This is a genomic window from Viridibacillus sp. NPDC096237 (assembly GCF_050278625.1).
In the GTDB taxonomy this organism is placed as follows: Bacteria; Bacillota; Bacilli; order Bacillales_A; family Planococcaceae; genus Viridibacillus.
In genome coordinates, this window is sequence record NZ_JBNNTI010000064.1 from 1 (window position 1) to 13,160 (window position 13,160).

A 13,160-nucleotide genomic window follows, 5' to 3' on the forward strand; every position below is an offset into this window, starting at 1 on the left:
GTGAACAACCAAACGTAGCTTAATTTTTAAAAACAGATTTTGCACTATGGGAGTAGTCTGTGCTCTAAAAAAATACGATTTATGAAATTGATTCACTTCAAAAATTAATTTTTATAGAGGTGTTAAATGAACAATAATTACATTTAACACCTACTTACTTAAACAACTAAAATGTTTGCTATAAACAAAAATATAGTAATAGTTGGAAACATTATTATTACACTAATCAATATATACAAAATCACTTTTTTTATGGTCAGATCATAATTTTTAATTTGTATATAAAGAATGAAAGACATATATGGAATTAACAGAGTGACTGCAGTTATGAGACCAGGGACATAACCTCCATAGACGAAAAACTGGATTAAATGAGTAATACCATTAATCAACAACAGACATGTGCATAAAAGGGTTAAGCTAGAAGTAATTTTATTTCTTACTTTGTACTCTAGTAGAATAATAATTCCTACTGTGAGTGTTAGTAATACCATAGCTACTACTAATGTTTGAAAAGAATAGAAGTCCCTTAAAAAGTGAAGGCGCTCAGAATCTAATACTTTTTCTGCCCATTTTCCTAATTGAGGTAACTCTTCAAGGTTATGAATGGCAAAAATAATTGGGAGTACCCAAAGGATTTTAAACAAATTTATTTTTTTCAACTTAATACCCTCGGTTTATGATTATCAACCATATGATCAAATGTTTTAGCTAAATCCTTTACTTTTTCTATATCTCCAAACATAGAATAGTGATTCCCTTGTACCATTGTTGAATAGAAATTCCCTGAAATATGCTTATGCCAGGTACTTTTATTAACCCTTTTTATTTTTAAAACATCCAAAACTTCATTAGACTCTTTTTCACTCGCCTCAAAATAAAGAATATCAGTGGCTAATTTTTGCTCAGGATAATATGTTTTTAAAGCATTATGGTTATGCTTCCAAATTGTAAAGAATTGCTCTAAATCTTTTTTATCAACCTTCATATCCATGTTTTCAATGAGTTTTTCTACTATTTCGTCGAATGATTTATTTTCGTATTCAGTTAATTTTTGCAAATCAATTTCGTTCCCATTCAAGAACATTTCAATAACAAAAGGAAACGCTCTTACGAAGTAATCATGAGATATACTTTCTCCAAAATAAGCTTCTGGTGGATGGCTATCAAACATCATTAATGACTTAATTACCCTATTTTTGTTTTGTAATTGTAAGGCCATTTCAAATGCAACATTTCCACCAAAAGAATAGCCCCCTATTACATACTCTCCATGTGGTTGAATCTCTTCTATTATTTCTACATAATATGAAGCAATCTCTTTTAAAGATTCATTTCTGAAAATATTGATTGGATAAGAAATAACATAAATATTCCAATCATCTTTTTCTATAAATCTATTCATTTGGCTATAGCATAGGTTATTTCCCCCAGCAGGATGAACTAAAAATAGATTATTTTGGGGATTTATACCTTCTCTTATTTTTTTCACAATAGTATGTTTCTTTTTTATTTCTTGATTTTGAATATATACAATTAGATCTTTTGGTGTCTGCATATCTGTGAACTGATCTATTGAGATATTAACTTTTAACACATCACGTAATTCACTGACAATTTCAACTGCTGCTAGAGAATCTCCACCCAAGTCATAATAATTGTCTTCAATTTCTATGGAATCTATTTCTAAATACTTTTGCCACGTATCTAATACTATATTTTCAATATTATTAGGGATCTCATTCTCGGCTGGGTTTAGAAGGACCTCTCTATTTTTTTGTTTAGCCTCTATCCAATATCGTTCTTTTTGGAAAGGATATGTTGGAAGAGAAACTCTATTTTTAAAGGAAACTGTCCTACCTATATCTAAATTCATACCGCTTGTCCATAGGCATCCGAGAATACTTAAATAGCATTCATAAGGGGGCCTGTTAAAATTAGTATATTTGTCACCAAGAGTAAGTCCTTCAAAACATATAGAATTATTAGACTTTGATACGTAAGTATTTCCTTTTACCTTTTCTATAGTTAAAGAACTTGTTTGCTGAAAAATGAACTTTTTATTCATTTTATTGTAAAAATTACCATCAGAGCAAAAAGCGGAGTATTTCGAATTCTTATCGTCCCACTCAACTATAGATACTGGATCCATGGTCATAATAGCTTCTATCGCTTCTTTTAATGAAATCACTTCACCAAGTACAAATAATATGAGGTCATCTAACTTGCTATTTGCGATTATTACTTCCGGTACTATACCAAGCTCAATCAACTTTCTTGCAAGTGCGAGATTATAAACGAAATAATTTATTTCTCTGTAGATGGAATCTACTAGTATTGATTCTTTCGTAATTCCAGAATCGACTTCATTGCAGTTTTCTAAAATAGAATGTACAATCTCTTGAAATGATGGATGTTCAATAAGTTTTTTCCACAATAAATCATTGTATCCTAACTTAAAGGATACCCTCATGTCATTTTCAATTGGGGTAACGTTCTGTTCCAAACTTAACTGAGCAATAAGTTCATCTACTGATGATGCAATAGCGAAATATCGATTATTAAATTCCGTTCTTCCACTAGATAATGTATACGCTACATCTCCAAGAGATAAATTTTCATTCTTTTTTAAAAAACCTTGCAATTGCTCCTTCATCTGAGATAATGCTACTGAATTCTTAGCTGATAAAAGAACAATGTTAGATTCCTTCTCTTCAATAGGATCATCAGTCTCTTCTTCCCAATATTTCATTATAATATGGGCATTTGTTCCACCTATTCCGAATGAACTTACACCAGCATAATCCAACTTCTTCTTTTCTAATTTGTCAGCGATATAGAATGGCGTTTGTTCTAAATACAAATTTTCATTTTCTTTCCCAAAATTAGGTGTTGGAACTACCATTTGATGCTTTAATGATAATGCAGTTTTGATGACACCTATTACTCCTGCCGCGGCATCTGTATGGCCAATGTTTGCCTTTACAGAACCAATGGCACAATGTTTATCAATATTTCCTCCATATACTTTATTCAAAGCTTGAATTTCAATAGGGTCTCCAAGTGAAGTACCAGTTCCATGAGCCTCAATATAACCCACTTCATGAGATTCTATATCTGCTAAATATAATGCTTCATCAATAACTGATTCTTGACCTTTTATACTAGGTGCAGTAAATCCTACTTTATTAGAACCATCATTATTTATAGCCGTGCTCTTTATTACAGAATATATATGATCCTTATCCTTAATGGCCTCTGATAAACTTTTTAATACTACAACACCGCAGCCATTTCCTTTTATAGTCCCACTTGCATTTTGATCAAATGGTCTACATCTCCCGTCCCTAGAAAGAATGCCACCTTCTTTATAAAGGTAACCTGAAGTTTGTGGAACACTGACACTAACTCCGCCAGCTATAGCGATATCGCATTCCCCATTTAGAATACTTTGAACCCCATAATGGGTAGCAACAAGAGAACTAGAGCACGCCGTTTGAATAGTAATACTTGGTCCTGTTAAATTTAGCTTATATGCAATTCGAGTGCTTAAAAAATCTTTGTCATTTCCAATTAATATAGGATAATTAACTCCCTCAGAGTCAATTTTTTCATTTGGAATAATATTGTTTATGAGATAAGAACTCATACTGGTACTTCCAAACAAACCGATTTTCCCCTGATATTTACTCGGAGCATATCCTGCTTCCTCTAAAGCTTCCCAAACACATTCTAAAAAAATTCTATGTTGCGGATCTGTCACTTTCGCTTCATAAGGAGTAAAATTGAAAAATTCTGCATCAAATTTTTCAATCTCATCTAAAATCATACCTACCTTTTTATACTCTGGATGATTTATTTGTTCTTCACCAATGCCGTTTTTCTTTAGATCATCATCTCGGAACTCTTGTCTTGAATCTATTCCATTTTTCATATTAGCCCAAAATTCAGCAATATTTTTTGCACCTGGAAATTTACCAGACATTCCTATAATTGCAATATCTGTAGCTTCAACTTTTGACAGCATGATTCTTCCTCCTAACGATTCTCTCTCGCTTTTGTCTATTCGCCTGTTTTGGTCGATTAGTTTGTGGTGTTTGGTAAGTTTTCAACTGTTCAATATAATTAGCTAAATTACGAATTGTTGTATATTCAAATAGATCTATGATTTTCATATCATCTAGCGCAAATTCATCCACTAACTTATAATAAATTTCTGTTACATGTAGTGACGTACCCCCTACATCGAAAAAGTTGTCGTCTAATTGCAAAGCGTTATTTTTTAAAACAAGGCTCCAAATGTCTCTCACCTTTTTCATAACCTCTGTCCCACTTTGCGTACTTAAAATAGTTTCAGTAGGGTTTGGAAGTTTTCCAAAGTCAACTTTCCCATTGATTGTTAATGGTATTTCTTCAACTTCTATGAAGTGAGATGGTATCATATATGAAGGAAGCTTATTTTGTAGTTCTTCCTTTAAAGATTTAATATCCAATGGCACGGAAGTAATGATATATGCAATTAAACGTTTATCATCTTTAGAGAATTTGTGCATAGTAACGATACATTCTTTGTATTTTTGTAATGAATTTATTGCATATTCAATCTCTTCAATTTCTATTCTGAATCCCCGCAGCTGTACCTGCTTATCTTTTCTATTCAAGTATTCAATTCTTCCGTTTGGCAAATAACGGGCCAAATCCCCTGTTTTATAGTATCTGCCTTCTCTTCCTGGTAATTTAATAAAGCGTTCTTTCGTCAACTCATTTTGTTTAAAGTAACCTTTACTGACGCCTTCTCCTCCGACTATCATTTCTCCAGTTATACCTATTGGACACAGCTGCATATCTTTATTTACAATCAGGATACTCATATCCTCTATAGGCTTACCTATAATACTCCCACATTTGCAATATACATCGTTTTTTTCAATTTCATAATATGAAACATGAACTGTCGTTTCCGTAATTCCATACATATTTATAAGCCTAGGTGTAAGTCCATATTTATCTACCCAAGTTTTCAACATAGCAAAATCCAATTTTTCCCCACCAAAAATAATGGCCCTTAGAGAAGCTATTTTTTCTTTTTCTCTTTGATCTACCTTTATCAATTGTCTAAAAGCTGAAGGTGTTTGATTTAAAATTGTTAGTTTTTCTCTTTTTAAAAGCTCGTAAAAATCTTTTGTAGATTTAATATAATTATCAGGAACAATCACTAGTTTCCCACCATATAAAAGAGCGCCAAATATCTCCCATACCGAAAAGTCAAAAGCATATGAGTGGAACAAAGTCCAAGTATCCTTTTCTGAAAAATTAAAATTACTATTAGTTGCAGCAAATAGGCGAATAACATTTTGGTGAGTAACTTGCACACCCTTCGGCTTACCAGTAGAACCAGATGTGTAGATAATATAAGCTACTTCGTTCTTACTTACGTTAAATAACTTTTGACTATTATAGGTCTTCATCAACTCCTTGATATGTATTACACAGTTATCAGTTTCAATCGGTAATATTTCTTTCGTGATTATGACCGGATTCTCAATAGATTCTAGAATGTATTGGAATCTGTCTTTAGGCGCGTTAGGATCAATAGGAATATAAGTTTTTCCAGCCTTTAAAACACCTAATATCGCTGCTATTAAATTTTCATTTTTGGGTAATGAAATTATAACGTTCGTTTGATTATCATCGAGCATTTCTACTAGATTGCTCGCTATGTTTGTCGATAATTGATTTAATTCTTTATAAGTCAATTTTTCATCTAAATAGGTTACAGCAACTCTATCTGGATAAACCTCACAAATAGATTCAAATGCTTGATATATATTGTTTTGTAATTTATAAACTGATTTCCCCTGAATATGTTGGTTATATATATTATAGATATGCTCACTTTGGTGCTTACTCAGCAGTTCGAGATTTTCCACTAAAATCTTTGGTTCCTTCAAAATTGTTTGATAAATATTTTGAAAGACTCCTTCAAAATTTATATGATTAAATTTTGAAGCAAACTCTATATTTACAGTTAACTTACTTTTTCCATCTTCGACGTTCATAGAGAACGGAAACTTGATATTCATTAATTGAAGAGGGATCTTCTGTACCGAACAATCAACTAAATCAAAACTTAATTCCTGTTTATAATATGTAAAAGCATTGTTTATCTCATGAGTGCCTAATGAACCTTCTAATATTTCACTGTAATGCTCAGATATATTAAAATCTTGATGTTTTAAAAGTGATCTACTATTTGCCTTAATTTCTTGGCAGATTTCTAAAAATGTTTTATCTGATTTACAGTCAATGGAAAGTGGTAATGTATTAACAAAATATCCAAAGACCTTTTTTCTCTCTCTTTTTCTACGATTAGGTAATGGGATTCCAACTGTAATAAGGTCTTTATTTGTAATTTTCTTTAAAAATAGTGCGTAACAGGTAAGGAAGAATGTAAACTCTGTTAGTTTATGAATGTTTATGAACTCTCGAATTTTTTCTGTTATATCTTCCGTCAAGCTAAAAGTTGCGCTACTACCAACCAATAATCCTTCAGTCGTCCTACATTCATCTATTTCTTTTAAAGCTAAATCTTCAAGCCCATTTAAATGTTGCTTGAAGAAGTCTTTTGCTTTTATGGTTAGCTCTTCATTTGCTACCAACAAGGAAGTTTCAAAAAAGCCCGCTCGTTCTTCACATTCTATTTCTTCGTTATACAAAATAGAGAGATCTTCCAAAAAAGTGTAATAGCTAAATCCATCAGCGATGATATGTGCTATATGCATTGAGATATAGTATGTTTCTTCTGAAATCTTATAAATACATACTTCGTAAAGCGGGAGTTGATATATATCAATAGCAGTATTATTTTTTTGAGTTGTAAGATTATAAATTTTCGCCTCATAATCCTGTTCATTCGTAAAATCAATAACTTTAATCCGATGTTGAAATTCAGGTTCGTATACTTGCTTTGGCACTCCCTTTTCTTCAATAAAATATGTACTAAAAATAGAATTAGATCTAAACAGTTTATATAATGAGGATTTTAACTTTTCTATATTTAGAGGTCCCTCAATTTTATAAAGAAAAGACAAATTATAAGCTGGATCTAACGGATATAACCGATGATATAGATATAACTTTTTCTGATTCCAAGATAAATCGAATATTTCCATGTGTAAAAAGCCTCCCTATTCAAGTCTTAAAAAAGGTTGCATTAATAGTTATCTACATATAAAATTTCAAAACAAAATAACAAAATATCTACACCTTTTATACACATATATTACCAATTCAGAAAAAATAATGCTGTATAATTAAGTTGGGAAACTTATTTATAAAACCCATATTTTAGTTATATAAAGAATCGATAGTTTCCCAATTTAATTACAGGTAATTTATTATATAATTGAGAGGAATAGGGAAATGAATATTGGCCATATTTTAAAAACAGAGAGAATTAAACAAAATGTAAAACAAGTATGTCTTGCTAATGGTGTATGCTCTGTTTCCTATTTGAGTAAAATTGAGAACAACTTAACGGTACCGAGTGATGAGATTTTAGAACTTCTCTGTAAAAGACTTAATATTGTTATAAACTTACATCCTGAGGAAAAAGAACAATTGATAATTGATAATCTCTTTGCTTTATATAAAAACGCCATTCTAAATAAAGATGTCCAAATGGTCAAAAAAAAGTGTACTTTATCTAATCTCAATCAATATTTCTTAGATTGTAGTTTATTCAATACATATTTTTTATATTTATTTCGTATTAACCTTATGCTTGATTCAAATTCTTCTACTATTAGAGAGATTAAACAAATTTTAATTAAAAACCAAAAAAACTTTAATTCATACCAAAATTTTTTATTCAATTTAAATATGGGATTGTACCATTATTCTAAAGGGTTTTATAAAGAGGCTCTTCGTTATTTAGAATTACAAGATAAGGAGAAGAAATCTATCTCGATGGAGGATTGGGAAAAGTATGACTACTACTATGTCAGAGGACTATGTAATTTAGTTAATGATCAGGTCTTAAGTGCAATAGAATATACCGAACTAGCTTTAAAATATTTTCAAAATATTTTTATAGTCAAAAAAATGTTAGATTGTTATATTGTTATATCTAACGGATACAAGCGTAACTTTAAGTATACCGATGCCAGAAACTTGCTTATCATTTCTGAAAAAATAATAGAAAATGGCGATATTGCAGAATATAGAGGTATCGTGTATCAAAATATAGGGGACTTATACTCAAAAGAGGGCAATGATCAAATGGCCTTAGATTATTATATGAAAAGCTATCATAGCGAAAAAGACACCCTAGGTTATTTAACCTCTACATTATCAATTGTTATGATTTACTCAAAAATGAATATTTCACAAAAAGTAATTGAATGGTCTGAGCTAGGTTTAAACTTTATCCAGGGAGAGAATTCAGGGAAATATACAGCATTCTCTCATCATTTCAAAGTATTTAAAGCTCTTCACATCGCATCACAAGATGATCTTGTTCCCACTTGTAAAGAAGCTATTTCTTTTTTTGAAACTCGCTCAGATTTCCGCTTTGCTCATAAGTACTCTATTCTAATAGCTAAGTATTTTTCCGAAAAAGCTAAGTATAAAGACAGCCATCTTTACTATCAAAAAGCTAACCAATATTTATATCAAATAAAATGCATTCATGCATGGGAGGAATTATAAATGAAAAAATTTATCGTATCAATGCTTTTAATTTTAATATTTTTTGCCTATGTGAGTTCAGATTTTGCTTCTGCAGAAGAAGAAAACCCAAGAATTGTAAATTTATGTTAATTCAAATTTAAGAAGAACAATGGAAAATAAAATAAAAATAGTAGTACGGGCCAAAATTTTGGACTGTACTACTATTTTTGTTTTAGTGAAGATAAAAATAATACGAAAATGGTTATTTTTACCTAAAGAAAAATACGGGCTACCTCATCCTTTCTAATTTTTTTCATATCTCTTAAGTCTCTTTCTTTATTGTCTCTAAGTGTTATACGAATGCATCTTCACATAAACTCCAGATAACACGGTTATAATGATATAAGAGGTGATATAATGAGAAACTATCAAATTCTTGTGGTAGAGGATGACAAAGAAATTCAAGAGTTAATAAAGCAAATTTTAATGACACAAAACTATATCGTTGAAACTGCATCAGATGGATTAGAAGGAATGAAACAATTTAATAAGCAATCCTATGATTTAATTCTTTTGGATGTGATGATGCCAAACCTTAGAGGATTTGAATTGGCACAAATGATTCGAAAACAATCTAATGTACCAATTATTATGTTAACCGCATTAGAAGAAGAACAAGATCAAATGAAAGGCTTTGATATTGGAATCGATGATTATATTACTAAACCTTTTTCTTTCCATGTTCTGATTAGACGAGTTGAAGCAGTACTGAGAAGAAGCTATGATCAAAGTACAGATAACAATTTAGTATTTAAAGAAGTCCATGTTGATTGTGATGCATATAAAGTATATGTAAATGAGGTTGAAATACTATTAACGACAAAAGAATTCGAAATTCTACAACTACTACTTCAGAATGAAAAAAAAGTGCTTACAAGGGAAAGAATTATAGAAAAGGCTTGGGGCTATGAATATTGTAGTGAAACACGCATTATCGATACACATATTAAAAACATACGAAAAAAATTAGATATACCTTATATTAAAACAGTAAAAGGCATTGGTTACAAAATCGATGAATAAAATATTAAAAATTACAAAGATGAATCGTATTACTTATAAACTCTTTTGGATTACTTCACTTATTTTGTTAGCCTTTGCATTAGTGATGTATCTAACTTTATACTTCTTTTTACCTACATTTTATGAACAGTATAAAACAGATCAACTTCAAACAGGAATAGAAGAAATAATTGATAAATCCAAGGATCTTACTTTTCAAGATGCAATACCGCTTCTTGATAAATATGCACAAAAAAATAACGCAATAATCTACCTTCAAGATCAAGATGGAAGAATTATTTATTCTCCTACCTTTTCCTTTACCAGTAGTAATAGTCAAGGGCTAGCAGTTTTAACGCCGCCGGCTACTAAAGGTTCATTGGAGAATTCAGATAACCATTCCAATTCGTATAATGCTACCATACCTATTCAATTCCTAAACGTTAACTTAACACTCGTAGTGTTCGCAACATTTCAACCTATTAATGAAGCTTCACAGGTATTGGCCCTTTTCCTTCCTTATATTAGTATTATTGTGATTGTTATTGGTTTAGGTAGTGCTTATTTGTATTCACGGTTCATCACAAAACCTCTCATTTATATTAATCAAGGGGCACAAAAGATGGCGAACTTGGATTTCTCTGAAAAAATCGAGGTTCGATCCAATGATGAACTAGCGGAATTATCCAATAGCTTAAATGATATGTCAGTTAATTTACAACATACTATGCATGATTTAAAGAAAGCAAATCAACAGTTAAAAAGCGATATTGAAAAAGAAAGAAAAATAGAACAAAAACGCAGGGAATTTTTCTCAATAGTAGCACATGAATTAAAAACTCCTCTCACCGTCATGAAAGGATACTTAGAAGGAATGATTTATAATATTGGTCCGTATCAAAATCGTGACCAATACTTAAAGAAAAATCACCAAATTATTGAAAGTATGGAACAACTGGTTCGTGAGATTTTAAGCATGTCAAAATTAGAGCAACATACTTTTAAACTACAATTGGAAGAAGTAAATCTCTCGGAATTAATTAATACAATCACAAAAGATCTTGAATTTTTTGCTTCTCAAAAAGACATTCAAATGATAAAACAGATTGGTTCTCATCATCTTGTTTATACAGATCGGGTTCTTTTAGAAAAAGCCTGCAAAAATATTGTCCATAATGCGATTATGTATTCACCTCATGGAGAGGAAGTATATATAACTTTAACTGCGGACTCACAACAACACATTCAAGTTAAAGTCATTAATACAGGTGTTAAAATTAAAGAAGAGGATTTACAGCAGATTTTCGAACCGTTTTATAGAATCGAAAAATCAAGAAATCGAAATACTGGTGGAAGTGGCTTAGGGTTATATATTGTAAAGCAAGTTTTTGAAACCCTTTCTATTACCTATTCTTTTAATAACACTGAACAAGGAGTGCAATTTTTAGTTACCATTCCTTTATCCACAAAGTGAACAACAAAATAGTTTAGACTTTAGTTTTGAAAGAAATTTCTATAATTTTATTTTTGCAAAAGGTCATTTTAAGAAGAAGAAAAAATCCATTTTGAAAAAGATAATTCAAAATGGATTTTTCTATGTAAAATTGTTAACTACATTTACCCTTTAAACAACTTATATTCTAACAACCTAATACTCTTCAATAACTTTTTTGTTCCTCATGACAGCTAAAATATACTAAACAAGACTATAATACTTGCAACAATTGATAAGCCATACGAACTATTTAATTTGAGGAGAGTATTATGCAAAATGTTAAAAATACAAAAAGAAAGGTTCTTTTGTAGGTTCAATATATGTGAAAGAAAGCCATACAAAGAGTGGAAAATAGAATACGGCAATCGTCATAAAAACCAACCACTTAGTTCCAATAGGTTCACTCCTCTCTAACCTTTTGGTGAATAAAGATGTTCTCTCACATTTTATTCCATCTGGAAATGTTCCAAATAAAAACAACTTGTGGGATTTTAAATCCACAAGCTGTTTTTATCAAACTTATTCGAAAGGCAGCACATCTACCAACACCTCTACTATTTAATCCTCATTCGTTGAGGACCTTTACCTTCTGAGGCTATCTTGAGGCTATCCCATTATTCTTTCTATTTTCTGAACCTCAAATAGATGTTCCTGCCCTACCACTCTCACTCCCCTCCTGATCAGAAGGGGGTATTTCTCTTTGACCCGGTTCCATCTCATTTTGGTTTGGAGGAAACAATTCTCCCGGATCTGATTCCATATCGTTTTGATTTGGAGGAAATTTATCTGGATCTGTCATTATTCCATCTTTGGTAGAAGGCCCCCCTCCCCCTGGATTTGGGGCATTTGGCATTCTGCTATCTTGATATGAATCTACTTCTTTTGGATCAGAATCCGAGTTATCCCCTAAATTCAAAAGGTTTAAATACGTACCAATTAAAATACCGATTGTCACTAGACCAATAGAAGTCACTATTTTCATCCGTATCTCTCTCATTCCTTTCTTATGGATTTAAACCATTTTATCGCTACATTTTGTCTAATTAGATCTACATTTGCTTGTATGGTTCTATTTCACTTTTTATTTAACAACGCTACCGAAACAATTCTTTAGCTTTAATATTCATGTTACAACTTTTTAATTACTAAATTTCTTTTTTCTAAATACACCGCTTTATCTGATTGTTTAGCCACCGCTTGGGAATGCGTCACAACAATGATACATTTATTTTCTTTATGAGCAAGTTCTTTAAATAGCTCGATAATTTCCATAGAAGTTTCCTGATCTAGATTCCCAGTTGGTTCATCCGCAATCAATAAATCTACGTTACAAGATAGTGCACGAGCAATCGCCACACGTTGTTGCTGACCACCGCTAAGCTGTAATATTTTTCTTTTTGCTTCTACTTCTGTCAGGCCTACCTTTGCTAATAACTCAAGTGCTCTTGCTTTTTTATCTTTCACATCGACCCCTGTAATCTCCATTGCAGTGACTACATTTTGAAGAGCTGTCATATACGTTATGAGGTTATACGATTGAAAGATAATCGAAACGTGTTTGTTTCGATAAGTATCTAGGCCTATCTTCCGTATATCCCTTCCGTTGTATAATACATAACCACTTCTTGGAACATCTAATCCACTTGCTAAACTAAGGGTAGTTGTTTTTCCCGACCCTGATGGTCCTAAAATGGTATATAAGCATCCCGTTTGAAACGAAAAGTTTACATTATCTAATATTGTAATTTTTTTATTATTGCTGTGATAATGATAATTTAGATTTTTGAATTGTAATATAGTATCCATGTGTATCCCTCTATTCGTCTTTTAATAAAATTTCTTTTGGATTCAATCGAAGAATCGATAATGCTGGAAGAAGTGTCGCTAAAATTGCGATTAATAGACCTAACCCACCTAAATTCAAAATATCTTG

General features: G+C 31.2%; 8 protein-coding genes. 3 read left to right on the forward strand and 5 right to left on the reverse strand.

The genetic code is table 11. From position 1 onward, the window contains the following. Positions 1 to 158: 158 nt before the first annotated feature. From ACQKMD_RS20410 to ACQKMD_RS20420, 3 genes are read right to left on the reverse strand one after another with little or no spacing between them, the layout of a single operon-like run. The gene (locus tag ACQKMD_RS20410) at positions 159 to 662 is read right to left on the reverse strand and encodes an HXXEE domain-containing protein (protein ID WP_427754288.1); all 504 of its coding nucleotides are present in this window, start codon (positions 660 to 662) and stop codon (positions 159 to 161) included. Beyond that, on the reverse strand, positions 659 to 4,027 hold the full coding sequence (locus tag ACQKMD_RS20415; protein WP_427754289.1) for a type I polyketide synthase: 3,369 nt from the start codon (positions 4,025 to 4,027) through the stop codon (positions 659 to 661). Before ACQKMD_RS20415 ends, ACQKMD_RS20410 begins: the two co-directional genes overlap by 4 nt. Next, complete coding sequence (locus ACQKMD_RS20420) at positions 4,011 to 7,172, reverse strand: amino acid adenylation domain-containing protein (protein WP_427754291.1); 3,162 nt, start codon at positions 7,170 to 7,172, stop codon at positions 4,011 to 4,013. Before ACQKMD_RS20420 ends, ACQKMD_RS20415 begins: the two co-directional genes overlap by 17 nt. Before the next feature lie 250 nt (positions 7,173 to 7,422). On the opposite strand from ACQKMD_RS20420, the gene ACQKMD_RS20425 reads away from it, so the two are divergent. From ACQKMD_RS20425 to ACQKMD_RS20435, 3 genes are all read left to right on the forward strand, one after another. Beyond that, the gene (locus ACQKMD_RS20425) at positions 7,423 to 8,709 is read left to right on the forward strand and encodes a helix-turn-helix domain-containing protein (RefSeq protein WP_427754292.1); all 1,287 of its coding nucleotides are present in this window, start codon (positions 7,423 to 7,425) and stop codon (positions 8,707 to 8,709) included. A 378-nt stretch (positions 8,710 to 9,087) separates the two neighbouring features. Continuing rightward, complete coding sequence (locus ACQKMD_RS20430) at positions 9,088 to 9,753, forward strand: response regulator transcription factor (RefSeq protein ID WP_427754294.1); 666 nt, start codon at positions 9,088 to 9,090, stop codon at positions 9,751 to 9,753. Beyond that, a complete protein-coding gene (locus ACQKMD_RS20435; protein ID WP_427754296.1) occupies positions 9,746 to 11,206 on the forward strand; it encodes a HAMP domain-containing sensor histidine kinase in 1,461 nt (486 codons plus the stop codon). Before ACQKMD_RS20430 ends, ACQKMD_RS20435 begins: the two co-directional genes overlap by 8 nt. Positions 11,207 to 11,864: 658 nt before the next feature. On the opposite strand, the gene ACQKMD_RS20440 is transcribed toward ACQKMD_RS20435, so the two are convergent. Continuing rightward, positions 11,865 to 12,209 carry a hypothetical protein gene (locus tag ACQKMD_RS20440; protein WP_427754297.1) on the reverse strand — a complete coding sequence of 115 codons (345 nt, stop codon included), beginning with the start codon at positions 12,207 to 12,209 and terminating at the stop codon, positions 11,865 to 11,867. A gap of 146 nt (positions 12,210 to 12,355) precedes the next feature. Then, entirely contained in the window at positions 12,356 to 13,033 is a 678-nt protein-coding gene (locus tag ACQKMD_RS20445; protein ID WP_427754299.1) for an ABC transporter ATP-binding protein, read from the reverse strand. Between the last annotated feature and the right edge of the window lie 127 nt (positions 13,034 to 13,160).